25 protein-coding genes are annotated in these 24,643 nt (G+C 70.3%); 5 read left to right on the top strand and 20 right to left on the bottom strand.

Going from position 1 to position 24,643, the window contains the following annotated elements:
• Positions 1-15: 15 nt before the first annotated feature.
• The 8 genes from J3P36_RS04130 to J3P36_RS04095 form a co-directional block, all read right to left on the bottom strand.
• Complete coding sequence (locus J3P36_RS04130) at positions 16-876, bottom strand: carbohydrate ABC transporter permease (RefSeq protein WP_210505971.1); 861 nt, start codon at positions 874-876, stop codon at positions 16-18.
• Complete coding sequence (locus J3P36_RS04125) at positions 873-1,715, bottom strand: carbohydrate ABC transporter permease (protein WP_210505970.1); 843 nt, start codon at positions 1,713-1,715, stop codon at positions 873-875. The genes J3P36_RS04130 and J3P36_RS04125 overlap by 4 nt, the downstream gene beginning before the upstream one ends.
• A gap of 211 nt (positions 1,716-1,926) precedes the next feature.
• Complete coding sequence (locus J3P36_RS04120; RefSeq protein WP_210505969.1) at positions 1,927-3,207, bottom strand: ABC transporter substrate-binding protein; 1,281 nt, start codon at positions 3,205-3,207, stop codon at positions 1,927-1,929.
• Positions 3,208-3,310: 103 nt separating this feature from the next.
• Positions 3,311-4,324, bottom strand: coding sequence for a LacI family DNA-binding transcriptional regulator (locus J3P36_RS04115; protein WP_210505968.1), 1,014 nt, complete (start codon positions 4,322-4,324; stop codon positions 3,311-3,313).
• Positions 4,325-4,424: 100 nt separating this feature from the next.
• Positions 4,425-5,327, bottom strand: a complete 903-nt coding sequence (locus J3P36_RS04110) for an NAD(P)-dependent oxidoreductase (RefSeq protein WP_246854132.1) — start codon at positions 5,325-5,327, stop codon at positions 4,425-4,427.
• 3 nt (positions 5,328-5,330) lie between these two features.
• Positions 5,331-6,167: an aldo/keto reductase gene (locus J3P36_RS04105; protein ID WP_210505967.1), complete on the bottom strand. Its 837-nt coding sequence runs from the start codon at positions 6,165-6,167 to the stop codon at positions 5,331-5,333.
• Between the two features lie 123 nt (positions 6,168-6,290).
• Positions 6,291-7,898, bottom strand: a complete 1,608-nt coding sequence (locus J3P36_RS04100; protein WP_210505966.1) for a polyketide antibiotic transporter — start codon at positions 7,896-7,898, stop codon at positions 6,291-6,293.
• Positions 7,895-8,797 (bottom strand): ABC transporter ATP-binding protein, encoded by a 903-nt coding sequence (locus J3P36_RS04095; protein WP_210505965.1) that lies wholly within the window; start codon positions 8,795-8,797, stop codon positions 7,895-7,897. The genes J3P36_RS04100 and J3P36_RS04095 overlap by 4 nt, the downstream gene beginning before the upstream one ends.
• A 226-nt stretch (positions 8,798-9,023) precedes the next feature.
• Between J3P36_RS04095 and J3P36_RS04090 the strand changes: the two genes are divergently transcribed.
• A complete protein-coding gene (locus J3P36_RS04090) occupies positions 9,024-10,079 on the top strand; it encodes an aldo/keto reductase (protein WP_210505964.1) in 1,056 nt (351 codons plus the stop codon).
• Between the two features lie 51 nt (positions 10,080-10,130).
• Here J3P36_RS04090 and J3P36_RS04085 read toward each other — a convergent pair whose 3' ends face one another.
• On the bottom strand, positions 10,131-11,219 hold the full coding sequence (locus J3P36_RS04085) for an alkene reductase (RefSeq protein WP_210505963.1): 1,089 nt from the start codon (positions 11,217-11,219) through the stop codon (positions 10,131-10,133).
• Between the two features lie 189 nt (positions 11,220-11,408).
• Between J3P36_RS04085 and J3P36_RS04080 the strand changes: the two genes are divergently transcribed.
• Entirely contained in the window at positions 11,409-12,254 is an 846-nt protein-coding gene (locus tag J3P36_RS04080; RefSeq protein WP_210505962.1) for a hypothetical protein, read from the top strand.
• 46 nt (positions 12,255-12,300) lie between these two features.
• Complete coding sequence (locus tag J3P36_RS04075) at positions 12,301-12,864, top strand: dihydrofolate reductase family protein (RefSeq protein WP_210505961.1); 564 nt, start codon at positions 12,301-12,303, stop codon at positions 12,862-12,864.
• Here the strand turns inward: J3P36_RS04075 and J3P36_RS04070 are convergent.
• The 10 genes from J3P36_RS04070 to J3P36_RS04025 all read right to left on the bottom strand — a co-directional run bounded on the left by J3P36_RS04070 (position 12,821) and on the right by J3P36_RS04025 (position 21,553).
• Positions 12,821-13,270 carry a DUF1801 domain-containing protein gene (locus J3P36_RS04070; protein ID WP_210505960.1) on the bottom strand — a complete coding sequence of 150 codons (450 nt, stop codon included), beginning with the start codon at positions 13,268-13,270 and terminating at the stop codon, positions 12,821-12,823. The two genes, J3P36_RS04075 and J3P36_RS04070, sit on opposite strands and share 44 nt — an antisense overlap.
• Positions 13,271-13,357: 87 nt before the next feature.
• Positions 13,358-14,176 (bottom strand): TSUP family transporter, encoded by an 819-nt coding sequence (locus tag J3P36_RS04065; protein WP_210505959.1) that lies wholly within the window; start codon positions 14,174-14,176, stop codon positions 13,358-13,360.
• 66 nt (positions 14,177-14,242) lie between these two features.
• Positions 14,243-14,737 carry a DUF427 domain-containing protein gene (locus tag J3P36_RS04060; RefSeq protein WP_210505958.1) on the bottom strand — a complete coding sequence of 165 codons (495 nt, stop codon included), beginning with the start codon at positions 14,735-14,737 and terminating at the stop codon, positions 14,243-14,245.
• 27 nt (positions 14,738-14,764) lie between these two features.
• Entirely contained in the window at positions 14,765-15,391 is a 627-nt protein-coding gene (locus J3P36_RS04055; protein WP_210505957.1) for a cyclase family protein, read from the bottom strand.
• Positions 15,384-16,775: a cytosine permease gene (locus tag J3P36_RS04050; RefSeq protein ID WP_210505956.1), complete on the bottom strand. Its 1,392-nt coding sequence runs from the start codon at positions 16,773-16,775 to the stop codon at positions 15,384-15,386. The genes J3P36_RS04055 and J3P36_RS04050 overlap by 8 nt, the downstream gene beginning before the upstream one ends.
• A 30-nt stretch (positions 16,776-16,805) precedes the next feature.
• Positions 16,806-17,249: a nuclear transport factor 2 family protein gene (locus tag J3P36_RS04045; RefSeq protein WP_210505955.1), complete on the bottom strand. Its 444-nt coding sequence runs from the start codon at positions 17,247-17,249 to the stop codon at positions 16,806-16,808.
• Positions 17,250-17,370: 121 nt separating this feature from the next.
• Positions 17,371-18,270: a carbohydrate ABC transporter permease gene (locus tag J3P36_RS04040; RefSeq protein WP_210505954.1), complete on the bottom strand. Its 900-nt coding sequence runs from the start codon at positions 18,268-18,270 to the stop codon at positions 17,371-17,373.
• A 9-nt stretch (positions 18,271-18,279) separates the two neighbouring features.
• Positions 18,280-19,200, bottom strand: coding sequence for a carbohydrate ABC transporter permease (locus J3P36_RS04035; RefSeq protein WP_210505953.1), 921 nt, complete (start codon positions 19,198-19,200; stop codon positions 18,280-18,282).
• Complete coding sequence (locus tag J3P36_RS04030) at positions 19,200-20,498, bottom strand: sugar ABC transporter substrate-binding protein (protein WP_210505952.1); 1,299 nt, start codon at positions 20,496-20,498, stop codon at positions 19,200-19,202. The genes J3P36_RS04035 and J3P36_RS04030 overlap by 1 nt, the downstream gene beginning before the upstream one ends.
• A gap of 59 nt (positions 20,499-20,557) precedes the next feature.
• Positions 20,558-21,553, bottom strand: coding sequence for an aminoglycoside phosphotransferase family protein (locus J3P36_RS04025; RefSeq protein WP_210505951.1), 996 nt, complete (start codon positions 21,551-21,553; stop codon positions 20,558-20,560).
• A 287-nt stretch (positions 21,554-21,840) separates the two neighbouring features.
• On the opposite strand from J3P36_RS04025, the gene J3P36_RS04020 reads away from it, so the two are divergent.
• On the top strand, positions 21,841-22,608 hold the full coding sequence (locus J3P36_RS04020; RefSeq protein WP_210505950.1) for an SGNH/GDSL hydrolase family protein: 768 nt from the start codon (positions 21,841-21,843) through the stop codon (positions 22,606-22,608).
• A 13-nt stretch (positions 22,609-22,621) separates the two neighbouring features.
• On the opposite strand, the gene J3P36_RS04015 is transcribed toward J3P36_RS04020, so the two are convergent.
• Positions 22,622-24,025, bottom strand: coding sequence for an HNH endonuclease signature motif containing protein (locus J3P36_RS04015; RefSeq protein WP_210505949.1), 1,404 nt, complete (start codon positions 24,023-24,025; stop codon positions 22,622-22,624).
• Positions 24,026-24,208: 183 nt separating this feature from the next.
• Here J3P36_RS04015 and J3P36_RS04010 point away from each other — a divergent pair, with 183 nt between their 5' ends.
• Positions 24,209-24,493 (top strand): 2TM domain-containing protein, encoded by a 285-nt coding sequence (locus J3P36_RS04010; protein WP_210505948.1) that lies wholly within the window; start codon positions 24,209-24,211, stop codon positions 24,491-24,493.
• The last annotated feature ends 150 nt before the right edge of the window (positions 24,494-24,643 follow it).

Here is a 24,643-nt window from a genome sequence, read left to right as displayed (position 1 = left end):
GTTGAGCGGGCCGGGTCAGCCCTTGATGGACCCGGCGACGCCGCCGATGACGTAGCGCTGCAGGATGAGGTAGAAGACGACGAGCGGGAGGACGCCGAGCACCATCATCGGGAAGAGCGATGCCCAGTCGATCGAGAACTGGCCGATGTTGCGGTACACCTCCTGAAGGATGACCTGCTTGTCTCGCGAATGCAGGAAGTACAGGGGCCCCATGAAGTCGTTCCAGGCGCTCAGGGTGTTGAGGATCGCGACGGTGACCACCGCCGGCCGCAGCAGGGGGAACACGATCGTCAGGAAGGTCCGGAAGACCCCAGCCCCGTCGATGCCCGCGGCCTCCTCCAGCTCCCGGGGGATGGTGGCGGTGAAGGAGTAGAAGAGGAGTGTCGCGAACGGCAGGTTGACCGCGATGTTGATGAGGATCACCGCGAGCAGGCTGTTCATCAGGCCGAGACCCTTGACCACCTCGTAGAGCCCGAGGATCGACATCTGGTACGGGAACATCAGCCCGGACAGCAGGACGAGGAACGCGATCGAGGCGAGTCGGCTCTTCGCCTTGCGATGGAGCGCGTACCCGGCCATGGAACCGAGGGCCACGACGCCTGCCACCGATCCGAGCGTGATGAGGAACGTGTTGAGGAACGCCCGGGGGTACTCCATCCGGTTGAAGGCGTCCACGTACACCGAGAGATCGAGCGTCGACGGCAGACCCATGGGGTTCGAGGCCGCCTCGGTCGTCGACTTGAGCGTCGTGACGATCAGGTAGTAGATCGGGATGAGCACCAGGATGGCGAGGGCGATCAGGCAGATCAGCGCCAGGGTCGAGGTGCGGCGGCGCGTGCGGCGGATGGAGGGCAGCCGCTGAGCGGTGGTCGTCATGAGAACCTCGTCTCGAGTCGGCGGAACACCCGCAGCAGCAGGCTGCCGATCAGCAGGCTGACCAGAAGGAAGAGGATTCCGAAGGACGCGGCAAGGCCGTAGTTGCCCTCGGAGAACTTGCGGTACATCAGGGTGAGGACCGTCTCGGTCGCGTAGCCGGGGCCGCCGTTGGTCATCGAGATCACGATGTCGAAGACCTTCAGTCCGGAGATCAGACCCGTGACAACGGTGATCTGGAACGCCGGAATCAGCCCGGGAAGGGTGACGGAGCAGAAGGACTTCCACCGTCCCGCTCCGTCGAGCGCGGCCGCCTCGTAGAGGTCGGGGTTGATGGTCTGCAGGGCGGCGAGATAGATCACCATCTGATAGCCGAACCACTGCCACACCTGCGTGGCGATGATCGACCCGAGGGCCAGATTCGGATCGCCCAGCCAGTTGACGTTCGCCAGGCCGACGCCGCGCAGCACCGTGTTGAGGAGGCCATAGTCGTTGGACGAGAAGACGTAGCTCCAGAGATAGCCCACGACGAGCACGCTGAGGACCGCCGGCCCGAAGAAGATGGTGCGGAAGGCGCCCCGGAACGGGATCTTCGAGTGAAGGAGCAGCGCCACGGGGAGCGCAAGCAGGTTCTGCAGCACGACGACGGCGATCGCATAGATCAGCGAGTGCTGGATCCCGGCGACGATCTGGGGGTTGGTCAGCGCCTCGGCGTAGTTCTCGAGACCGATGAAGCTCGTCTCGCGGCTGTGGTTGCTCTGATCCGTCAGGCTGAGCAGTGCCGTGCGGATCACGGGGATGATGAAGAAGATCCCGAAGATGATCAGCGCGGGGAGCACCATCAGGACGTAGGGGAGGTTGCGGCGGACTTGCGCCCGGGCCGCGCCCGGCCTGCGCTTCTTTCCAGCAGCGAGCGACGGGCCGGACCTGGGGGAGGGGGCGGTGGTCGGGGGCGGTGGGCGCAGCTGTTCTGCGGGAGCGTGCGGCATGGTCGGTCCTCTTCTTCGAGTGAGGGGCGCGCGTCCATCGGGATGGGCGCACGCCCCTCGCGATCTAGTACCGGATCGAGTCGGCCTGGTCGTCGAGCTGCTTGATCAGGTCGTCAGTGCTCTGCTGACCGCTGATGACGCTCTGCAGTCCCTTGGTGAGGGTGTCGAGCATCGTCTGTGCCGGCATGTTCACGCCCCAGCGGTCCCAGCCCACCGCGACGTGACCCTCGGCGAGGAGGGGAGCGACGAGCTCGTACTCGGCGGGGAAGTCCCCTTCGACGCCGTTGTAGTAGCTGAACGCGCCGGGGTTGGCGTCGACGATCGCCTGCATGGCATCCTCCGAGGCGAGCGCCTCCAGCGCCTTCATCGCGGCGTCCGGGTTCTTGCTGTCGACGTTCACACCCATGCTCGCGGCCGGTCCGCCGAGCAGCCACTGGTTGTCCGCGGCGTTGCCGACGTGGGAGAACATCCCGAAGTCGAGACCGGCGTCCTTGATCGCCTGGTAGTCCCACGCCCCGCTGATGTACATCGCGGCCTTGCCGTCGGTGAACTCGGCGAGCGACTGCGAGAGTGGGACGCCCACCATCTCCGGGGTGAGCACCCCGTGGTCGATGAGCTTGCTCCACTCCTCGAGCGGGTCGTTCCAGTTGCCGTCGAGAGTGGCCTCGCCGTAGGCGAAGTCGGTGTCGACCTCCGGGCTGCCCTCACCGTTGCGGTAGTACGCATTCTCCAGATAGCCCATGAGCGAGTGGATCGCCTTGTCGCTGTCCGCGAGGCCTGCGGCGAGCGGCGTGATGTCGGCGGCCTTCAGCTTGTCGGACGCGTCGAGGAACTCGTCGAACGTCGTCGGCACCTCGACGCCGGCCTGCTCGAACAGGTCCTTGTTGTAGAAGACGCCCGAGAACCAGCCGTAGGACGGCACGCCGTAGACGTTGCCGTCGGCGTCGGTGGCCAGCGCGAGGCCCTCCTCGGTGAAATTCGTCACCACGGTCTCGTCGCTGATATCGACGAGATTCCCGGCCGCGACGCGCGCGGGGAAGCTCGCGCCGTCCATGATGATGTCGGGGCCTTCGCCGGAGGCGAGCTGCGTGCTCAGCCACGTGTTGTACTGGTCGAGCGGGATCTGGGTGTACTCGAGCGTGATGTCGTCCGACTCGAGGGCGGCATTCGCTGCGTCGATCGAGGTGCCGATCACGTTGTCCTCGTACCAGGAGGCGATGGTGACCTTGGTGCCGCTGCCCGCGTCACCGGATGCGGCCGAGGCACACCCGGCAAGCGAGAGGGAGGCGGTGGCGAGGGTGACGACCGCGGCCGCCGTTCGCATCCCGGCTCGTCGTTGAGACATCGGACTTCCTTCCGTGCCGTCCACAGCGGCGGCGTTGTCGATGCGCATCGATTCGATGCGCATCGACAGGCTAGGCGACGATGCGCCGACGTGCAAGGACCGATCAGGACCGATGCAGAACGGTGGTGGTCCGGCGTGTCAGCCGAGGCCTGATCAGGCGCACCTCACGAGCGGCGTCGCTGTCGTCCAGTCGCTCGAAGAGCGTCTCCATGGCCAACCGGGACACCTCGCGCGGCTCGGGGGAGACGTTGGTCACCGGGAAGCGGAAACCGGCCGCCGCGTCGTCGGTGCACAGGCCGACGAGCGAGACGTCCACCCCGGGCACGACGCCGCGTGAGGTCAGCATCTGCATGGTGATGTCGAGGGCCTGCGGGGTCCGGGCGACGATGCCGACGCGGTCGTCGCGCATGCTGTCGATGAGGGAGTCGAAGCCGGAGAACCCGGCCCACCCTTCGGCGTCGGGCTCGTACAACTGCCATCGGACGCCACCCTGTTGCGCCGCCTCGTGGGCACTCGAGGTGAACTGGGCGATGAAGCCGAAGTTCTCGGCCCGCACCTCCGGGGTCTCTCCGATGAGCAGGATGCGCCGGTGTCCCGTCGAGACGAGCTCCTCGACGGCGAGGCGTCCCGCCAGTCGCACGTCGAAGTCGACGCAGTCGAGCTCATGCGGATCGTCGGGAACGCCGATGAGCACGACCGGGATCTGCAGTCTGCGAGCGGTGGCGACGCGAGGGTCGTCGCGCCGGATGTCCATCAGGACGATCGCATCGACGATCGCGCGCCCGGCGAGGCGTTCGAGACCGGCGGGTCCCTCGTCCTCCGTGACCAGTACGACGTCGTAGTCGCGTTCGCGCGAGTAGCTGGAGATCGTGTCGATGAACGGGAGGAGCGCCGCGACGTCAGTGTTGCCCGGGAGGCGAGCGACGAGCCCGATGACGTTGGTCCGACGGCCCGCCAGTGCTCGCGCACCGGCGTTGGGGTGGTAATCGAGCTGCTCCATGGCCGCTTCGACCCGCGCCCGGGTCGCCGGCGAGATCGACCTCGTCCCGCTCATCACGTAGGAGACGGTGCTCTGCGACACTCCCGCCAGCTTCGCGACGTCGCTGCTCGTTGCCATTTCGCCTGCTCCCTCCGAACGCGAGTCTAGGGCGGGGGGTCGATGCGCATCTCCGGTTCGGGCACCGCGGCGTGCACGGGCTGCCGCCGTGGACCGTCGTTCAGTGCGGCAGCGCGCGGCCGTCGGCATCCAGGTAGTCGCGCCAGGAGCGCTTCGCGGTCCAGCCGAGCAGCCGCTCCGCCTTCTCGGTCGAGATGCCGGAGGAGTCCACGCGCCTGAGGGGACGCAGCTCGACCTGGTCGCCGTAGTACCGGTGCAGAATCTCGGCGAAGTCGTGGCCGCCCGCGTTGTCGGGCGCGGCGATGTAGAACACCTCATGACCGGGGAGGTCCGACTCGGCGGCGAGGACGAGCGCGTCCGCCAGGTCGTCCGCGTCGATGTAGCTCCAGAAGTTGGCCGAGAGGTTCGACGGGTCGCGCACCTGCTTCCCGAGGTTCGACTCGTAGTTGTCGCGATTGTGGACGGTGGACGGGCGGATGGTGATCGTCCGCAGGTCGGACCGTCGCACGGCGGCATCCATCAGCTGCTCGCCGAACGCCTTCGACAGGGCGTAGGGGTCCTGGGGCTTCAGGGGGTGCTGCTCGTCCACTGGGACGTAGTCGGGCAGGAACGGCCGCTCGGGGAAGAAGTTCCCGACGATGCTCTCGCTCGACACGTTGACGAAGCGCCGCACCCCGAAGTGCACCGCGGCCTCGACCAGATTGAACGTCGACATCAGGTTGGTCTGCATGACCACGTGCGGCGGGTGTCCGGTCGGCTGTGGGATCGCGGCCGTGTGCACGACCGCGTCGGCGCCCGCGACGACGGCGAAGGCCGACCCGGCATCGGTGAGGTCCGCCATCTGGTAGCGGCCCGGCACCACGACGCCGGCATCGAAGACGGGGCGGACCAGGTCGACGCCGAGCACGTCGTGCCCGGCGTCGACGAGCGCCTGTACCGTCGCGCGCCCGACCTTGCCTCGGGAACCGGTGACGACGACCTTCATCTGCGTGCTCTGCTCCATCGCTCAGTCGTTGAAGTCATTCGGGTCGGCCGCGAGCCGCGTGTTCTCGTCGAGGGCGTCGATCGCCGCCATCTCGTGCGCGCTCAGCTCGAAGCCGGTGATGTCGAGGTTCTCGCGCATGCGCTCCCGGGAGCTGGACTTCGGAAGCGCGATGATCCCCGTCTGGAGGTGCCAGCGCAGGACGACCTGCGCAGGCGTCACGGCGTGAGCGGCGGCAGCCGCTTGCATCGGCGCCAGGCTGAAGATGTCGTAGCGCCCCTGACCGAGCGGTGCCCACGCCTCGGTCTGGATCCCGTTCGCTGCATGGAACGCTCGCAGATCGCGCTGCTGGAAGGTGGGGTGCAGCTCCACCTGGTTCACGGCGGGAGTCACGCCGGTCTCGGCGATGATGCGTTCGAGGTGCTCGACGTGGAAGTTGCTCACGCCGACGCTCCTCGCTCGCCCGTCCGCGCGCAGGGACTCGAACGCGCGCCAGGTGTCGACGTAGCGGTCGCGGCGGGGCATCGGCCAGTGGATGAGGTACAGGTCGATGTAGCCGAGGTCGAGGGCCCGGAGGCTCCGCTCGAACGCGCCCTCCACGTCGCCGGCCGCATGGTCGTCGTTGCGGAGCTTCGTCGTGACGAAGACCTCGGCACGCGGCAGTCCCGAGGCGCGCACGGCAGCACCCACCTCGGCCTCGTTGCGGTAGGCGGTCGCCGTGTCGATGTGCCGGTAGCCGACCTCGAGCGCGTCCTCGACGGCCCGCTGAGTCTCCTCCGGCGGAATCTTGAAGACGCCGAATCCGACCTGGGGGATGCTCGTCCCGGAGTTCAGCGGAATCAGCGGCGCCGGGGAGACCATGGCGTCAGCCTACGCGGGAGGCTGGGTCGCGCCTCTACCCCTGCTCGTGCAGAGCCGTCGGACCCTCCGCTCACCTCGGTGCGCACCCCGCTCGAGCACAGGTCCTGCGCCCCTGGTATCGCCTCACGAGACCAGGTCTCTTCTGTCGAGCTGCACGACCGCTGCACCTGCGACCAGCGCGGCAGCCGCGAGAGAGATCAGGAGCGGCGCCGGGTCGAGGGCTTCCATCGGGATGGCGGGCACGTGGTGGAACGGGCTCGCCGCTTGCAGCCATGAGGGCAGGCCGATGAGGTCGCCGAGCTGACCGACCACCAGGCCGAGGACGAGAAGCCCCCAGCCGAGTGCGACCGTCAGCCGCGGAACGAATGCGAACGCGGCCGCGGTGAGCGCGAGGAAGACCGCGCCCGCCGGAAGGTGGACGAGCACGGCGGCAAGGGGGATGAGGAGACGCTCCGTCGTGCCCTCCACCAGCGCGGACCCGACACCCGCAGCAACGCCCGCAGCGAGCGCGACGATGATCGCCGAGCCGGCGGCAACGGCGAGCTGGATGCCCATCCACGCACTCCTGGGAAGCGGGGACGGCAGCAGCAGTTCCGCCCGGCCCTCGCTCTCCTCGGCGCGAAGCCTCATGACGGCCTGCACCCCTGACGCGGTGGCGAGGGTTCCCGCGATGCCGAGCAAGGCCACCGTGAAGAGGTCGGCGGTCTCGACCGCGAGGCCGGGAGCGAGTCGCCGGATGAGAGCGGCGAGGTCGTCATTGGCCTGTGCCGCGGCCAAGACGACCGGTGCGAGTGCCGCGGCGAGACCGCCGAGGACCGCCGTGCCGATCGCCCAGCCGGTCGTGACGCCTCGCTGGGAGCGGATCGCCAGGCGCCAGGCGTCGGCGTTCGACCAGAGTGCACGTCCGGTCCGGTCCGGGAGGAGGCTCTGGCCGAGGTCCCGGCGACGGCGGAGAAGCACGGCGGCGGCTGCGCCTGCAGCGCCGAGGAGCGCGGGCACGAGCAAGGGGAGAGGGGTCGCGGTCGAGAAGGGAGCCGCGGCCTGCGCCGAGCCGATCGGCGAGAGGAAGGAGATCCAGGACGGGCTGACCGAGTCGAGCGAGTCAGCGGTTCCCAGGGCGTCCCCGATCCCTCGGGTGATGTAGGCGACTCCGACGAGGCTCGCGGCCAGCCCGTTCGCCGACCGGGAGGTCGGCATGACCTCCGCGGCCACTGCGGAGAGTCCCGCGAAGGCGAGTCCGACGCAGCCGAGGGCGAGCCCGAAGAGGAGAGCCGGCCAGGCGGCGAAGCCGAGGAGCATCCCAGCGGCAGTCACGGCGGCCGCAGCGACGAGGTCTGCCAGCAGCGCGACCGTGAGTGCGGAGGTGAGCGGCGCCGTCCGGGAGATCGGAGTGGCCTGCAGTAGCTCGCTGCGTCCCCGTTCCTCGTCCGCTCGGGTGTGGCGAACGATGAGGAAGGCGTTCATGAGACCGATGAGCACGGCCAGGAACGCGAAAGTCTGGAAGAAGACGAGCGCGCCCACGCCGGTTCCATCCGGAAGGCCTCTCAGGAACAGGAAGGCGGGATTGCCGGCGGCGACAGCGGCGAGAGCTGCGCGCTCCCGCTCGTCGCCGAACTCGCGCGAGATCGCCGCTCCGGCCGCGGTCAGCAGGAGGGTGAGGCCGGCGAGCCAGATCGGCAGGATGATGCGCTCCCGCCGCAGGTGCAGCGTCGGGATCGAGTGGGCGCTCATGACCGGGCCGTCTCGTAGTGCCGCAGGAAGAGCGTCTCCAGGGCCGGCGGGGTGGCGGTGAGGGAGCTGGGGTTGAAGGAGTGCAGTGCGTGCAGCACGGCGGGGATGGCGCTGCTGTCCGCCGCGAACTCGATCCCGTCGCCGCTCGAATGGACGCCGGTCACGCCGGGCACCCTGATGACGGCCTCCGCCGGCACACCGATGACGCGGAAGACGGTGGGGGCGTTGCGGAGCAGATCGTCCAGCCGGCCTGTCTCGACGACCCGACCGGCCCTGATGACGGTGACCCTGTCGCAAAGCTGCTCGACCTCGCTCAGCATGTGGCTGGAGAGCAGCACGGTAGCGCCGGTGTTTCGGATCCGGCGCACTTCGGCGCGGAAGACGGACTCCATGACGGGATCCAGGCCGGACGTGGGCTCGTCGAGGATGTAGAGGGGCGCGGGCCGGGCGAGAGCTGCCACCAGGGCGACCTTCTGCCGGTTGCCTTTGGAGTAGGTTCTGGCCTTCCTGCGGGGGTCGAGTTCGAACGCGTCGATCAGGCGGGCGCGCTCACCTGGACCTCCTCCTCCGCGCAGGCTGAGCAGGAGATCGATGATCTCTCCGCCGGTGAGATTCGGCCACAGGGAGACGTCGCCGGGAACATACGCGATGTCCCGATTGGTGACGACCGGGTCCGGCCAGGGGTCGCGACCGAGCACCTGCACGGATCCGGAGGTGGCTCGGATGAGGCCGAGCAGGATGCGGATGGTGGTCGACTTGCCTGCCCCATTGGGGCCGAGGAAGCCATGCACCTCGCCTGCTCCAACGGTCAGGTCCAGGTCGTCGAGGGCGGGAGTCGCTCCGTAGTGCTTGTGCAGGGCGCGCACAACGATGGGGTGATCGGATGTGAGCACGATCATCTCCAGGTTCGGACCAGTGCCCGAGCGGTCGCCCGCGCACTCCTCGCGGGCCGACCAGGCTTCCCGGCTCTCCGAGGTCAGAGCGTAGCCCTCCCGGAGGCACTGCGCACCACCTGATGATCCGAGTCGGCACCCATCTGCGAGAGCGTGGGCGCCCCGATCAGCAGGAAGGCGACGACGCTGCCGCCGCCGGCTGCCGGGTGAGCAGGGTGAGTAGCTTGGTCGAATGGAATACAGACAGCTGGGCAGCTCCGGCCTGCGGGTCTCGACGATCACTCTCGGGACGATGGGGTTCGGCGGCAAGGGATGGGCGAGCGCGGTCGGGCAGATCGGCGTCGAAGGCGCGCGTCGTCAGATCGGCATGGCGCGCGACGCCGGAGTGAACCTCATCGACACCGCGGACGTCTACTCGCAGGGCGTGTGTGAGGAGATCGTCGGCGAGGCACTCGGCGGCAGCCGCGACGAGGTCCTCCTCGCGACGAAGGTGCGCATGCCGATGGGCGACGGGCCGAACGACGCGGGGCTCTCCCGCCACCACATCCTCCGCGCCGCCGAGGCGAGCCTGCGCCGGCTGGGCACCGACTACATCGACCTCTACCAGGTGCACGAGTGGGACGGGCAGACGCCCCTCGAGGAGACGCTCTCCGCACTCGACGCGCTCGTCACGTCCGGCAAGGTGCGGTACATCGGCGCGTCGAACCTCGCCGGGTGGCAGCTGATGAAGGCGCTCTGGGTCGCGGACCGGCGGGGGCTGGAGAGGTTCGTCAGCCAGCAGATCTACTACTCGCTGCAGGCGCGGGACGCGGAGTCGGAGCTGATCCCGCTCACGCTCGATCAGGGCCTCGGCGTCCTCGTCTGGAGCCCGCTCGCCGGAGGGCTGCTCTCCGGCAAGTACCGCAGGGGTCAGGACGCGCCCGAGGGCACCCGCCGGTTCGAGGGGTGGGATGAGCCGCCCGTCCACGACGAGGTGAAGCTCTACGACACGATCGACGAGGTGGTCGCGGTCGGTGAGGAGCTGGGCGTCTCCGCGGCGCAGGTCGCTCTGGCCTACACACTGGGCAAGCCGGGCGTCACGTCGGTGATCGCCGGAGCCCGGACCGAGGAGCAGCTCGCGGACAACCTCGCGGCGGCGGACGTGGTGCTGAGCGCCGAGCAGGTGGAGCGCCTCGACCGGGTGAGTGCTCAGCCGCTGCGGTACCCGCACTGGCACCAGGCCAACACGGCGTCCGACCGGCTCAGCCCGGCGGACCTCTCGCTGCTCGGGCGGCACATCAGCGGCTGACGACCCGCTGCGCGGCTGCCACACGATCTGTGGCAGCCGCGCAGCAGCGGTTCAGCGTCCGGCGCGCGCCGCGTCGAGGCTGGGGTAGTCGTTGTAGCCGCGGTGGTCGGGACCGTAGATGGTCGCGCCGACGAGCTCGTTCTCCTCCGTCTCGAGCTCCCACCGGATCGCGAGATCGGGGTTCGCGATGGCGGCCCGGCCGACACCGACCGCGTCGGCGTGTCCGTCGGCGACGATCGCGAGGGCCTCCTCCCGGGTGGTGGGGGTGGCGAAGCCGGTGTTCGCGATCAGCGGGGCGCCGATCAGGCGGCGGATCGTCTGCACGAGGTCGCCGGCGGGCTCGGGGTGCAGCACGTCGACGAACGCGAGGCCCAGGGGCGCGAGGCCCTTCGCGACCGCCGTGTAGGTGGCGAGCACATCCGCCGGGTCCTCCTCGAGGACGCCCTGGATGTTGCGCTCGGGGGAGAGGCGGATGCCGGTGCGGCCGGCGCCGATCGCGTCCGCCACCGCTGTTGTCACCTCGATGGCGAATCGCGCGCGATTCTCGGGGCTGCCGCCGTACACGTCGTCGCGGACGTTGGAGACGGGGGAGAGGAACTCGTGGATGAGGTAGCCGTTCGCGCCGTGCACCTCGACGCCGTCGAGGCCCGCCCGGATCGCGTTCTCGGCACCGCGGACGAACACGTCGATGGTGGCGCGCACCTCGTCGAGCGTGAGGGCGTGCGGGACCGGCATGTCGACCTTGCCGGCGGTCGTCCGCGTCTCGCCGGGGGCGGCGAGAGCGCTCGGAGCGACGATGCGGGGAGTGCCGGTGATGTCGGGGTGCGAGACGCGGCCGCCGTGCATCAGCTGCATCACGATCGTGCCGCCCTCCTCGTGGACGGCGTCGGCGACCCGGCGCCAGCCCTCGACCTGCGCCTCGGTCTCGATGCCGGGCTGCCGCGGATAGGAGCGGGACTCCTGGATCGGCCAGGTGCCCTCTGTGACGATCATCCCGATCCCCGCCCGCTGGGCGTAGTGCTCCACAAGCAGCTCGTTCGGTACGCCTGCGTCATCGGCGCGCAGTCGCGTGAGCGGGGCCATGACGATGCGGTTGTTGAGCTGGAGATCGCCGAGGGCGAGGGAGGAGAAGAGGTTCACAAGAGGTAAACAACTGGAAGGGTGGTCGGCGCATTCCCTGTCACCGACGGGGTGATGCGCAGCTCGGGCGTCGGGGGCTCGGGCAGGAGGGCGCTGACGGCGTGGAGTCGGAGCGTGCGCGTCGTGTAGTCAGCCCCAGCCGGTACGCTCCGAATTCCTCACTCATCCGAACAGACGCAGAGGACATCGGTGGCTGACACGTCGTCGCTGCAGAGGACCTACCGGTACCTCCGCATGAGCATCGCCGGCGCGGTGGTCGTCATCTTCACCGGTGTGGTGATCGCGGCGTTCCGGATCGGCTGGCTGCCTTCGATCAGCGCGTACTACTACACGCCCGCTCGGAACGTGCTCGTCGGTGCCCTCGTCGCGGCCTCGCTCGCCCTCCTCGCGCTCTCCGGCCGCGGAGTTCCTCGTGCCCTCCTCGACGCGGCCGCGCTGCTCGCCCCGCTGGTCGCGTTCGTGCCGACGCCGCTGCTGCCGGGAGACGTGCCGGGCCTGCCCGGCTGTCCCGCTCCCGGCTGCGTGCCCGCGCAGGTCCAGCCCGACATCGAGGCCGCGGTCCTCACCTACCTCGTGGTCGTGTTGGGGGTCCTCGCCGTCGGGGTGGTCCTCGCGATCCGGCGCCAGGTCGATCCTCGTGCCGTCGCCGTCTCGGTCGCGATCGGCGTGGTGGTCGCCGTGACGGTGCTCTGCGGCTGGCTGTTCGCCCGCGACGCCTTCCTCACCACGGCGCACTTCGCCGCCGCCAGCCTGTTCTTCCTCCTGATCGGGTCGGTCGCCGTCGCCAACGCCTTCCCCGGGCGGGCGGGGCTGCGCCCGTCCCCGATGTTCCGGCGCCTGTACCTGCTCGTGGCCGTCGGGATGGTCGTCGACGTGGCGGCCGCCATCCTCGTTCTCGTGGTGAACCCGCCGGCCGCGCCGATCCCATGGGTGCTCGTCCTCGAGGCGCTCGCCCTGGCGCTGTTCCTGCTCTTCTGGGTCCTGCAGACGGTGGAGAAGTGGAACGACCCGGATCCGGCGCTCGCGATCGGGTAGCAACTCGCTCTCGCGAGGGAAGCCCGCGCGCGACGAGGATGTCCGCATGCGCAGCGTGACCTACTCGATGAGCGTCTCGCTCGACGGCTACATCCTCGGGCCGGACGGCGGCATGGACTGGGGGTTCCCGGACGAGGAGCTCTTCCGGTTCGCGACCGAGGAGGTGCGCGCGCTCGGCGTGCACCTGCTGGGTCGGCGGCTGTACGAGTCGATGACGTACTGGGAGACCGTCGATCAGAGCCCGTCGCTCGAGTTCTCGACGACGGAGTTCGCGACGCTCTGGAAGCGGCTGCCGAAGGTGGTGTTCTCGTCGACGCTGTCCGAGGTGCAAGGCAACGCCCGCCTGGCCACGTCCGGTCTCGCCGAGGAGATCGAGCGGCTGCGTGCCGAGCCGGGTGAGGGGAACATCGGCATCGGCGGCGCAGCCCTCGCCGCCGCGGTCGCCGAGCTGGGACTTCTCGACGAGTACCGGGCGAGGGTCTACCCGGTGCTGCTCGGCGGCGGCGTCCCGTTCTTCCCGCAGCACGAGCGGCGCGTCGATCTGGAGCTCATCGAGACGCGCACTCTCAGTTCGCGCGTCCTCTTTTATCACTACCGGGTGGCGCGGTAGCCGTCTCCGCGAGCGAGCGCTCGAGCAGCGTGCGCAGCGCTTCGCGGTCCACGCCGGTCAGCCGGGGAAGGTAGAGGCAGGTCTTGGTCGCGCGGTGCTTGCCGAGCTTCGCGAGGACCTCCGGCCAGCGCTCCGCGAAGTCCTCGGGGAGGTAGACCGTGTGCTCCCGGGGGCCGGGGGCGAACGCAAGCCGAGGGGAGCGACCGCCCCGCCCGCTCTCATAGCGGTACTCGTACTCGCCGAAGCCGAGGATGCGCCCCGCCCACACGACCGGGCGCTCGTCGCTGATCTCGCCGAGCAGTGCGAGCAGCTCCTCCGCCTCGGCCCGCCGGGGACCGGTGGCGCGGGCGAGCACCTCCTCGACCGGGAGGTCGGACGGCGACATCGCGGGCTGCTTCTCCGCCACGGCGACCTCCTCGAGAACGGCTGGAGAAGGAAGCGTACTGCGTCGTCCGCCTCCGCCTCCCACGTCGGTCAGGCCCCGGCATGGACCTCAGGTCGAGAACAGGGGCACCACGTTCTCGACCACCACGTCGTGGCCGACCTTGACGATGAGCGCCGCCACCACGACGAGGAACGCGAGTCGGATGAACCGGTTGCCCCGCGCGGTCGCGGTCCGCGAGCCGAGCCAGCCTCCCGCCGTGTTGGCCACTCCCATGGCCAGACCGAGCGCCCAGATCACGTGACCCTGCGGGACGAAGAAGAGCAGCGCCCCGGCGTTCGTGGCGACGTTCACGATCTTGGCCTTCGCGCTGGCCTGGAGGAAGTCGTAGCCGAGCGCCGCGATCAGGGTCATGATCAGGAAGGTGCCCGTGCCGGGCCCGATGAGCCCGTCGTAGAAGCCGATCGCGAGTCCGAGCAGGCCGGCGACCGCGTGGTGCCGTCGGCTGTCCTCGTGGCGCAGCGCGACGACGCTGCCGAGCGCCGGGCGGGCGACCGTGACGACGGCGACGACGACGAGGGCCACGACGATGACCGGCTTGAAGACGGAGGCGGGCAGCAGGGAGGCGAGGGTCGCGCCCCCGTAGCTGCCGGCGAAGGCCACCGCCGCCATGGGCAGCGCCGTCCCGAGGTCCGGTCCGACTCGGCGGTACCAGGTGACGGCGCTCGTCGTGGTGCCGAAGATGGACGCGGTCTTGTTCGTCGCGAGCGCCTCGACCGGGGTGATCCCCGGGACGAGCAGGACGGCGGGCAGCTGCAGCAGGCCCCCGCCTCCGACGACGGCGTCGATCCAGCCGGCCGCGAAGGCGGCGACGAGCACGAGGACCACGACTCCCGGATGCACGTCGCCGAGGAAGGAGAGCGGGTCCATCGCGCCCATTGTCTCAGGGGCGGCCGATCCGCCCGGCTGTTCCGCGCTTCGTCGACGTCCGAGCGCTCACCAGCCCAGGGTGCCGGACGCCCCCTTGAACGGCCCGACCACCCGCGAGGTGATCCAGCCGCCGTAGAAGCCACCCTCCTGCGGCACGACGGCCTCGCCGTCGACCTCGCACGCGTCCATCGCGGCGGGGTAGAGCGAGACGTGGTCCGCGAGGGCCTCGTAGCCCGGCAGCGGGGACGGGTAGGTCCACGCCGCCCGTCGCGCGACCTTGCCGCCCGACTGCACGTCCAGGTAGGCGGCGAGGCCCTTGTACTCGCACACCGAGGAGCCGGCGGCCGGCATCAGGGCGCCGGCGCGGAAGGCCGACCGGGGCAGGTAGTACGCGGGCGGGTGACTCGTCTCGAGCACGCGGAGGGCGTCGCGGGTGTCGACGAGGATGACGCCGCCGAGCCGCACCACGACCCGCTCACCGCTCGGCTCGACCCGCGGCGGCCGCGGGTAGTCCCACACGGACTCCTGCCCGGGTCCGGGCTGCACGCGCTGGATGCTCACGAGGTCACGCTAGGCCTGTGCGCGTCATCAGTCGAACGCGACCGCCCGGACGGGCGCCCCGTCGCCCGCGAGTCGGAGCGGGAAGATGCCGATCCGCGTCCGCGTCGGCAGCCCGTCCAGTCCAGCGAGGTTCTCGACGATGAGTCCGTCAGCCCCGAGCACCACCTCGTGCACCGGGAAGTCGCCGCCTCCCTCGGGGCCGGTGGGGTCCGGGCTGAGCGTGTCCACGCCGAGCACGCGCATGCCGCGATCGACCAGCAGGCGCGCGACCTCGACGCCCACGGCGGGATGGGCCAGCGCTCGTGCCGTGCCGAAGTGGCGGGCCCAGCCGAGGTCGAGCACCACGATCGGCGGCACCCGGTCCGGCAGGTCGCCGAGGTCCTCGGTGGTGACCGTGGCGCCATCCGCGAGGCCGGGGACGTGCAGCACCAGGGCGTCGCCGACCAGTTCGTCGAGCCCGACCCGGTCCAGAGTGCGCCCGCCCGAAATCGTGTGGGACGGGGCGTCGATGTGGGTTCCGGTGTGCGACCCGAACCGCAGAGCGGTGACCGCCACTCCGTCCCGCTCCAGCTCGAGCGCGGCCTGCAGGTGCACCTCCGGGTCCCCGGGGTACACCTGCATGCCGGTGGCGAGCGGATGGCTCAGGTCACGCATGCTGCGCCTGTGCCGGCTCCGCATCGAGCAGGTGCTCGCTGCGCGCTGCGGGCCGGGAGGAGCGCTCGCGGAGCGAGATCAGCGTGTAGAGCACGAAGGTGATCACGAAGGCGGGGATGGTCGCGCCGATCGGGGTAGGCCACAGGTAGGTGAACCCGTAGGCCGCGATCGCGCCGATCGCCCAGACGACCACCGCGCCCCAATTGACCCCGCCGAGGTGCCAGTACCGGCCTTCGCGCGCCCGCATGATGTCCGCCGTGTAGGCGCCCCGCTTGATGAGGTAGTAGTCGGCGATCATGATCGCGAAGATCGGGGCGAACAGCGCCCCGATCGTCACGAGGAACGTCGTGAACTGATTCAGCAGCCCGAAGAACGTCGCCCCGGCGATCGAGATCACGCCGATGATGAGCGCGGTGGGCAGGAACCGGAGCTTCCGTCCGCCCGGCACGGCGTTCACGACCGTCGTCACCATGCCGTAGACGACCATCGTGTTGGTCGCCATGACCGACAGGAAGATGACGATCGCGAGCGGGGCGCCGAACGGCTCGATGATGGTCACCGGGTCGAACGGGATGGCTTCGCCGCCGGAGAGGAGCACGTAGCCGAGGGCGGTCGCGCCGACGGTCATCGAGATGACGGTCGACAGCGAATAGCCCACGCCCGAGCCGATCACGCCCGCGCGGGTCGAGCCGGCGAACCGGTTGAAGTCGGCGGCCAGCACGGTCCACGAGATGGCGGTCGCGATGACGACGTCGAGCACGAGGATGGGCGTGTAGCCCAGCGCGGGGTCCTCGGCGATCGCGGCGAACTCCGCCGGCGCGTACGTCGTGAACGCGACGATGAAGATGTACGCGATGATGCCGAGGATGAGCACGGCGAGCCACGGCTCGACCTTCGCGATGCCGGTGTGCCCGAAGATCGCGAGCAGCACCACCAGGGTCTGGCAGAGCACCGCGAACAGGACGGGGCTCGAGAACCCGGTGACCGACGCCACCAGGAAGTCGAGGGCGATACCGGCGAGCATCGCCTGCACCCAGCTCCACCCCATCAGGATGAGCACGTTGACGGCGACGGGCAGCAGGCTGCCGCGGATGCCGAACGGCCCGCGGGTCAGCGCCATGGTCGGGAGCCCGGTGCGGGTGCCGATGCTGCCGACCGTGACGAGCACGGCCGCGCCGATCAGCGTGCCGACGATGATCAGCAGCACGACGAGGCCGTAGTCCACGCCGGGCACGAACAGCGTGCCGGTCAGCAGGGTCGTGACGACGAGGTTCGCGGCGAGCCAGATCATGCCGACGCGGGGGAGCGTCAGGGTGCCGCGGACGGGGCCCGCGTCATCGGAGTGGTCCTCGAGATACCGGTCGAGCCGGGAGTAGAGCGTCATTGCAGGTCCTTCTGTGGTGGGCGGGAACGATCAGGCCGCGTCGTCGTCGGCCGACGGCTGCGGGGAGAGGTGCTCGTGCACGGCGACGAGGCCGGATGCGGGATGGGCCGGGTCGGCGACGCGGAAGACGATGGTCTCGCGCTCGCGGTACGACTCGGTGCCTGCGCCCGTGTCGACCGTCGTGTCGACGGTGTGCGTGAAGACGGCGCCGCCCGGAAACGGCTGGACGAGCTGGTCCGTCGACGCGCAGGAGACGACGCGCCAGCCGCTCTCGAGCCAGCCCGCCCAGATCCGCTCGTAGGCGCCGCGATCGGGGAGCCGCTGCGGCTCGGTGTGGAACACGAACGTCGCGTCGGCAGCGAACGTCGCGAAGTAGCGCTCGCCGTCGGTCGCCGCGAAGGCGTCGACGATCGCGGCCGCGGCCGCCAGGACCTCCGGCTCGGACGGCGCGGGAAGGGGGGACTGCTCTGACATCGGGCTCCATTGCTCGGGTCGACGGTGCAGCCGGCGCTCTCGCGCAGGCTGACCCCATTCTCGTGCTCCCGAGCGGGAGTGCCGGCGCCCGGCTCGCCCACCGCTCCGCGCGGGGATCCGGTCAGCGGATGCCGCTGCGCGCGAAGCCCTGCACGAAGTAGCGCTGGAAGACGAGGAACAGCACGACCATCGGCAGGACGGACAACAGGGCCAGCGCCATGATGCCGCTGTAGTCGGGTGTCGTCTGTCCCTTCATGTACAGCAGCCCGATCGGCAGTGTGAACAGCGCGTTGTCCTTCAGCGCGATGAGTGGCCAGGCGAAGTCGTTCCAGCTGCCGAGCAGAGTCAGCAGGGTGAGCACCGCGATGAGCGGCCGGCTGAGGGGCAGCACGATCCGCAGGAACACGCGCACGTGCCCGGCGCCGTCGATGCGGGCGGCCTCGACGAGCTCCTGCGGAATGGCGAGGATGAACTGCCGTGCCAGGAAGATGCCGAACGCGGTCGCCGCGCCCGGAAGGATCACGGACCAGTAGGTGCCGTAGATCTGCAGGCCGGTGACGACCCGGAACTGAGCGACCATGATCGCTTGCACCGGGATCATCAGCGTCGCCAGCGCGACGAGGAAGAGCACGTTCCGCCCGGGGAATGCGATGCGCGCGAAGGCGTAGCCCGCCATCAGGTTGAGCGTGACCGTGACGACGGTGATGAACGCGCCGATGACGACGGAGTTGACGAACCACTCGCCCACCGGATAGCGCTCGAACGCCCTCGCGAAATTGTCGAGGGTCAGCGCGCTCGGCCAGAGCCGCAGGCCCGGCTCGAACGCCTCGCCGCGCGGGGAGAACGCGACCACGAGCATCCAGTAGAGCGGGAAGAAGACGACCGCCGCCGCGATGGCCGCCACGGCGGTTCGGAGGACGAGGCCGGCGGTCGATCCGCGTCGGCGGCGCCGCGAGGGCCGCGCTCCGGTGGTCGGCGGGGCGGCGACGGCGGCGGACTGGACGAGGGTGGGGGCGGTCATCGGGCGCTCCTATTCGACGAGGTCGCGCGTGCGGCTCGTGCGCCACTGCACATAGGTGAACACGAGCGTGACGACGAGGATGACGACGCCGAGCGCCGCCCCGTAGCCCTGCTCACGGATCTGGAAGCCGTTGCGGTACGCGTAGGTGCCGAGCACGGAGGTGGAGTACCCCGGGCCGCCGCCCGTCATGACGAAGATCAGGTCGAACACCTGGAACGACGCGATCACGTTCATGATCAGCAGGAAGAAGGTGGACGGACCGACGAGCGGCACCGTCACCGACCGGAACTGCTGGAAGGCGGTCGCCCCGTCGATCCGGGCCGCCTCGTACAGGTCGGGCGAGACGCTCTGCAGTCCGGCGACGTAGATCATCATGTTGAAGCCGATCCGCAGCCACACCGCTGCGACCATCACCGAGACCATGGCCGAGGCGCCGTCCGACTGCCACCCGATGGGGGAGAGCCCGACCGCCGCGAGCAGCTTGTTGATCAGCCCGTTCGACTCGTAGAAGAGGATCACGGCGATCATCCCCGACGCGACGCCCGAGATGACGAGCGGCAGCACGATGATCGTGCGGAACACGCCGCGAGCGGGCAGGACCGAGTTCAGCAGCACCGCGAGGCCGAGCCCGCCGAGCAGCTCGAGGGGGACCGTCACGGCGGTGAAGAGCACGGTGTTGCCGAGGCTCTGCCAGAACACGGGATCCGCGGCCATGCGGGCGTAGTTGTCGAATCCGACCCACTCGGGCGTGCCGAAGCCGCGGGTCTCCTGGAAGGACAGCTGGATCGCCCATGCGATCGGCACGAACAGGAACACCGCCATCAGCAGCAGGTTCGGCGCGAGGAAGCCGTAGCCGGCGAGGGCGTCCCGCGACCGTGCCGGCCGCCGCCCGCCGCGGCTTGACGGGCGGCGGAGGGGCACCGCCGTCATCAGCCTGTCGCCTCCTCCACGGCGGCGCTGATCTTGCGCAGGGTCTCGTCCGTCGCCTGGCCGCCGGTGAACGCGAGCTCGAGCTCGTCCTGCAGCGCGACGGCGATCTGCGCCAGATAGGGCGACGTCAGCTGCTTGACGTCGCTCGGCTCGATCGTCGCCGCCTGCTCGACGAAGACGGGCATGACGTCGGGACGGACGGCGAAGTCGATGGACGCCGGATCGATGTCGACGCGGGTCGGCAGCTCGTTGGTGGCGGCGCAGAACGCGGTCATGCTCTCGGCCTCGACCATGAACTTCAGGAACTCCGCGGCGAGGTCGGGCTCCGACGTGTCGGCCGTCGCCACCAGCGCGTTGCCGCCCAGATCGGTGGCGCCGCGAGCATCGACCGGCATGGGGGTGACCGCCCACTCGAAGTCCGCGAGGCCATCCACGTCCGGCACGAGGAAGGACCCGACGAAGGCCATCGCGGTCGTCCCCTCCGAGAAGAGGGAGTCGGCGTAGGTCGTCGACTTCACCGAGCTGTTCGGTGGCACCCACTGGTTCTCGAAGAAGCTCTTCGTGAAGTCGAGCGCCTTCGCGCCGGCCGCCGAGTCGATGGCGGGCGTCGTGCCGTCCTCCTCGAGCAGCGCCCCGTCGGCCTGGAAGAGCCAGCTCAGCCACCGGAGCGTTCCGCCGAGCTGCCAGTTGTAGGCGAACGGGTACTTGTCGGCGGGAAGGGAGGCGCGCAGCTTCGCGGCGACGTCGGCGAACTCGTCCCACGTCCACGCGTCGTCGGCCGAGGTCGGGATGTCGGTGACGCCGGCAGCGGCGAGGAGCGGCACGTTGACCATGAGCGCCGACACGTCCGTCTGGTGCGGAACGCCGTATGGCACCCCGTCGTAGGACACCGCCTCCCACATGGCAGGCACGAAGGCGTCGATCTCGTCCTGCTCGAAGTAGTCGCTCAAGTCGAGCAGCTGCTCCTGGCTCGAGTAGACGCCGAGGTTGCCGTAGTCGACACGGAACACGTCGGGCGCCTCGCCGGAGCTCAGCTGCGCGTCGATGTTGCTGAACATCTGCTCGTACGGCACGACGTTGAGCTTCACGTCGGTGCCCTCGTGCGACGACTCGAAGTCGGCGATCAGCGACTCGAACGCCGCCTGCTCCGACTCGCTCGCCCACGTCGTGAAGGTCAGGGTGCCCGATCCGGAGTCGTCGCCGCCTCCGCCGCCGCCGGTGAAGCCGGTGCAGCCCGCGAGGGCGAGGGTCACCGGCAGCGCCACCGCTGCCGGAAGGATCGATCGTCGGTTGCGCATGGCACTCGCCTTTCGTCTGCTGGAGTTCGTAGTCGGGAAGCGGGGCGGATGGCGCCGGGTCATCGCGAGGCGCCGATCCCCTCCAGGTACTGCTCGGTGAGGGTGACGAGGCCGTGCGGGCCCAGGATCCCGTCGAGGATCGCGAGGTGCGTCTCGGCCTCCGCCGAGCTGCCCGACAGGAGGCGGTGCATGGTCGCCGAGACGTCCTCGATCGCCCGCATGCACCCGAAGCGGGCGATGCGCTGCTCGTCGAGCGGGACGTCGCCGTAGCCGGAGCGGAACGCGCGGCGCTGCTCGTCGTCGATCGGCATCGAGAAGAGGACTCCCAGCTCGACGAGCATGAGGTCGACCTCGCGCGGGGCGATGGTCGCCTCGTCGAAGTCGATGAGCCACGGCCGACCGCCCTCGTCGAGCACGACGTTGCCGAGGTGGGGATCGCCGTGCAGGGGGACGCGGGGTGCCGGGGTCCGCTCCTCCTTCAGCCTTCGGGCGGTGCGTGCCAGGCGGTCGAGCCGGTGCCGGTGGTGCGCCCACAGCGCCTGGACCGGTTCGAGGTCGGCTCGCTGCTCGGCGGCGGCGGAAGTCGTGGGGGAGTGCTCGACGACGTGATCGACGTCCACGAGCAGCCGCGACGCCGGAGTCCTACTGCGCCGGATCCCGCGGCGCGCGGGAGCGTGCCCGGGAGGCGGTCGGTGCGTGTGCACTGCGCGCAGCGTGGCGCCGAGCGCCTCCCACTGCGCGGGCTCCGCCCCTGTCTCGGTCGCGTCCGCGCCCATCACCCACGGGGCGACGGACAGCAGCACGCCATCCCGTTCACTCCACGGCGTGCCGGCGAGCGAGCGCGCCGGTGCGCTGACACCCTGGACCCCCTCGTCGGCGAGCGATCGGGCGAACGCGAGTCCGAACCGGCAGTCGCGCCGGCTGAGCTTCACGCTCCAGGCGCCGCCGTCGGCGTCCTCGCCGAAGTAGAGGTGCGCGCGCTTGTCGAGGCCGCCGTCGACCGGGACCGCGCGGGCGAGGTCGATGCCGAAGTCGACACTGACTCGCGCGAGCACGGGCGCGCCGGGGGAGCGCCCCGCATCGACTGACGGCGGGCGCTGGCGGCTTCCGGGCAGCCGGTGCCTGCCGCGGACGGGAACGCCGTGTTCGGTTGTGGGAACGGCACGAGCGATGGGGGGCCGCCTCTCTGCGAAGGGGCGGGGCTGGGAGTGCTCACACTACGGAGCGAGGCCCCGCGGCGGAAGGTGTGTGCGCCGGACGGCGGCTCCGCCGGTGTTCGCCGAGCGTCTAGGGTCGATCTGTCGGTGCGCCGGGGCGCTCCGGGGAGGGACCACCTGTCGCGATGACCAGCGTGCGATACGTCGCGATCGGGGACTCCTTCACCGAGGGCGTCGGGGACGAGCTGCCGGGCGGCATCGTCCGCGGCTGGGCGGACCTCGTCGCCGAGGGCTGGGCGACCGGCCTGGGCGAACCGATCGAGTACGCGAACCTCGCGATCCGCGGCAGGCTGGCGCGGCCGATCCTCGAGCAGCAGCTGGAGCCCGCCCTCGCGCTCAAGCCGACGCACCTGTCGTTCAACGGCGGCGGCAACGACATGCTGCGCCCGCGCACTCCGATGACCGCGATCGTCGACGTGTTCGCTCAGGTGCTGCGCCGCTGCGACGAGGAGGGCGTGCAGCTCATCCTGCTGAGCGGCGCCAACCCGTCCCCGCACCTGCCGCTGGGGCGGCTGATCAAGCGCCGCGGGGACCTGCTCTCCGAGGCCGTCACCGAGCGGTTCGCCGATCGAACCGACATCATCCGCGCGCTCAACTGGCCCGACGAGGAGCTGTCGAAGCGCGACTACTGGAGCGAGGATCGGCTGCACATGAACGCCCGCGGCCACCATCGGGTCGCCGCCCGCGTGCTGACCGCGCTCGGGGTCGAGCCGCCCGCGGAGTGGTGGTCGCTGCCGGCGCCCCAGCAGTCGCCGGCCGCGCGGGAGCGACAGGCCGCCTACTACCGGGAGCATGTGGCGCCCTGGGTGATGCGGCGCCTGACCGGCCGGTCTTCCGGGGACATGCGCAAGCCGAAGTTCGGGGCGTTCACGACGGTGCGGCCCGCCGACTGACGAGGATGCCCGGTCAGCCGCCGGGTGGTCGCGCCCTGGGCGCCGACGAGCGTCCGCCCCGCCGCGGGGTGCGGGATGCGTCGATGTGGGACGGCGGGGTGAACCACGGGACACCGTCGCGGATCTCGAGGGTCCAGCCGTCTTCATCGAGTCGGCGATGGTGGAAGTGGCAGAGCAGCACCCCGTTGCCGATGTCGGTGCGGAAGCTGCTGCGCCACGGCTCGACGTGGGCGCCGTCGCACCAGCGCGGGGGCGCGGTGCAGCCCGGCCAGACGCACCCGCCGTCACGCGCGGCCATCGCGCGGCGCTGCGCTCGGCTGAAGAAGCGCCGGGTGGGGCCGAGCCCGATGGGCTGCCCGTCGCCGTCGAGGAGTACGGCGACGATGTCCGCGCACTGCATCACCCGCTGGGCGGTGCGGGCGGAGACGGGCGTCTCCACTCCCTCGAACCAGGCCGCGCCGCGGCCCTCGGTCAGCGCCTCGAGGGGCACGTGGATGACTGCGGTGGTGTCGACTCCCGCGATCTGACCGTCGTCGTGCCGGATGCTGTCGCGCGCGATGTCGATGAGAGCGTCCAGACGCTTCTGGGGCCAGCTGCGGTCGTCCCACCTCGTCGCGTCGGGAGCGATGGCCCCGTCGCTCTCATCGTCCTCCTCGAACCGTACTCGGCGACGAGGGGCGGTGCGCGCGTCGAGCGCCGCGTCGAGATAGGCGGAGCCTTCAGGATCGCAGTTGAGCAGGTACTGGATGGTCCCGTCGTCGAGGACCCGCTTGAGCAGTCCCCGCCGAGCTCGCACCGCGGCCTCCCGAGGCTCCGCGCCGTCGGGGTCGAAGCGGTCGGGCAGCGCACGGCATACGTCGAGCAGGGTCGTCGCCGACCAGTGCGATATGGCGCCGTCGACGAGCAGCTTCTCGGCGCGCCCCAGGTCGTCCGTCGTCGCGGATCGCTCGATCTTCTCGAGCGCCTGCACCATGGCCCGAGCGGATCGCGTCGAGAGCAGCCCTGCCGCCAGGGCTTCGGTGACCCGCGGGAAGAACGGCGGCAGCACGTCCCCGGTCACGCCCTCCCGCTGCGCGAGCGCCAGCCCGAGCCTGGCGTGCGCCGCCGCGTCCGCCTCGTGCTGACCCGAGCGCTGAGCGAGCAGGGCGGCCGCGCTCTTCTCGCCGTACCGCCGGGCGAGGGAGTCGGGCAGGCCGCTCTCGCTGCGCCGGGCGACCTCGCCCGCGGCCGAGACGACGGCCGCCTCGGCGAGCCGGAGGACCTGGACGGCGTTGCGGTGGAAGTCGAGCAGGTCGCCGTCGGAGGCCGCCATGAGCGTCTCCGCGAGAGCCGTCGGACGGCCAGCGGCGAGGGCGTCGACGCGCAGAGCGAGGGTGTCCGCCTGCTCCGCCAGCAGCGTCGTCGTCCGCTCTTCCACGCCTGCACTCTGCCACCACCCTCCGACATCGGATCTGCCTCCGATCAGGCGTTGTTCCCGCCTGTAGCCTCCCGGGAACGGAAGGCCGCGGCCCGGCGCCGCCGGCCGATGTCCCAGTCGCCGGGCTCGCCGCGGGTCGAAAGACCCTGCACCTGCCGGCGCTCGCCTCTTAGCTTCCCCGCCATGACCGACGACGAGCTCAGGAGGCAGGCGCGCAAGCGGCTGGAGGCGAAGCTCGGGTTCTGGCAGTACCTGGGCGTATGGGCGGCGGTCTCGCTCCTGCTCGTCGGCATCTGGCTGTTCAGCGGAGCAGGTTACTTCTGGCCTCTGTGGCCCATCTTCGGCATGGGGATCGCTGCGGCCTTCATCTTCTTCGCGGCTTACGGCCCGGGCCGGTCCTACATCACCGAGGACCGCATCCAGGAGGAGATGCGACGCATGACGGGCGGGACCACCAGGCCGCGGTGACGCACTGCAAGAACGTGTCGTGCTCGCTGGGGATGCACAAGTAGGTGATTCACCGCGACCCGGGGATCTCGCCCTTCCTCGAGTGTGCGCGATGCCTGCAGGGTGAAAGTGGTCGAGCTGCCACCGATCGGCATGTGAAGCGCAGCCTTC

Source organism: Naasia sp. SYSU D00057 (assembly GCF_017916505.1).
Classification (GTDB): domain Bacteria; phylum Actinomycetota; class Actinomycetes; order Actinomycetales; family Microbacteriaceae; genus Naasia.
The sequence above is the reverse complement of the archived record's forward strand: the minus strand, read 5'-3'. Positions and strand labels throughout refer to the sequence as shown.

Coding starts and splice junctions, on each gene's coding strand:
- J3P36_RS04055 (WP_210505957.1), bottom strand. CDS start 15,391: ATGCGTGACCTGAGCCATCCGCTCGCCACCGGCATGCAGGTGTACCCC.
- J3P36_RS04075 (WP_210505961.1), top strand. CDS start 12,301: ATGCGCAGCGTGACCTACTCGATGAGCGTCTCGCTCGACGGCTACATC.
- J3P36_RS04100 (WP_210505966.1), bottom strand. CDS start 7,898: ATGAGCGCCCACTCGATCCCGACGCTGCACCTGCGGCGGGAGCGCATC.
- J3P36_RS04035 (WP_210505953.1), bottom strand. CDS start 19,200: ATGACGGCGGTGCCCCTCCGCCGCCCGTCAAGCCGCGGCGGGCGGCGG.
- J3P36_RS04040 (WP_210505954.1), bottom strand. CDS start 18,270: ATGACCGCCCCCACCCTCGTCCAGTCCGCCGCCGTCGCCGCCCCGCCG.
- J3P36_RS04045 (WP_210505955.1), bottom strand. CDS start 17,249: ATGTCAGAGCAGTCCCCCCTTCCCGCGCCGTCCGAGCCGGAGGTCCTG.
- J3P36_RS04010 (WP_210505948.1), top strand. CDS start 24,209: ATGACCGACGACGAGCTCAGGAGGCAGGCGCGCAAGCGGCTGGAGGCG.
- J3P36_RS04110 (WP_246854132.1), bottom strand. CDS start 5,327: ATGGAGCAGAGCACGCAGATGAAGGTCGTCGTCACCGGTTCCCGAGGC.
- J3P36_RS04065 (WP_210505959.1), bottom strand. CDS start 14,176: ATGGACCCGCTCTCCTTCCTCGGCGACGTGCATCCGGGAGTCGTGGTC.
- J3P36_RS04050 (WP_210505956.1), bottom strand. CDS start 16,775: ATGACGCTCTACTCCCGGCTCGACCGGTATCTCGAGGACCACTCCGAT.
- J3P36_RS04095 (WP_210505965.1), bottom strand. CDS start 8,797: ATGATCGTGCTCACATCCGATCACCCCATCGTTGTGCGCGCCCTGCAC.
- J3P36_RS04020 (WP_210505950.1), top strand. CDS start 21,841: ATGACCAGCGTGCGATACGTCGCGATCGGGGACTCCTTCACCGAGGGC.
- J3P36_RS04120 (WP_210505969.1), bottom strand. CDS start 3,207: ATGTCTCAACGACGAGCCGGGATGCGAACGGCGGCCGCGGTCGTCACC.
- J3P36_RS04105 (WP_210505967.1), bottom strand. CDS start 6,167: ATGGTCTCCCCGGCGCCGCTGATTCCGCTGAACTCCGGGACGAGCATC.
- J3P36_RS04130 (WP_210505971.1), bottom strand. CDS start 876: ATGACGACCACCGCTCAGCGGCTGCCCTCCATCCGCCGCACGCGCCGC.
- J3P36_RS04125 (WP_210505970.1), bottom strand. CDS start 1,715: ATGGTGCTCCCCGCGCTGATCATCTTCGGGATCTTCTTCATCATCCCC.
- J3P36_RS04115 (WP_210505968.1), bottom strand. CDS start 4,324: ATGGCAACGAGCAGCGACGTCGCGAAGCTGGCGGGAGTGTCGCAGAGC.
- J3P36_RS04090 (WP_210505964.1), top strand. CDS start 9,024: ATGGAATACAGACAGCTGGGCAGCTCCGGCCTGCGGGTCTCGACGATC.
- J3P36_RS04030 (WP_210505952.1), bottom strand. CDS start 20,498: ATGCGCAACCGACGATCGATCCTTCCGGCAGCGGTGGCGCTGCCGGTG.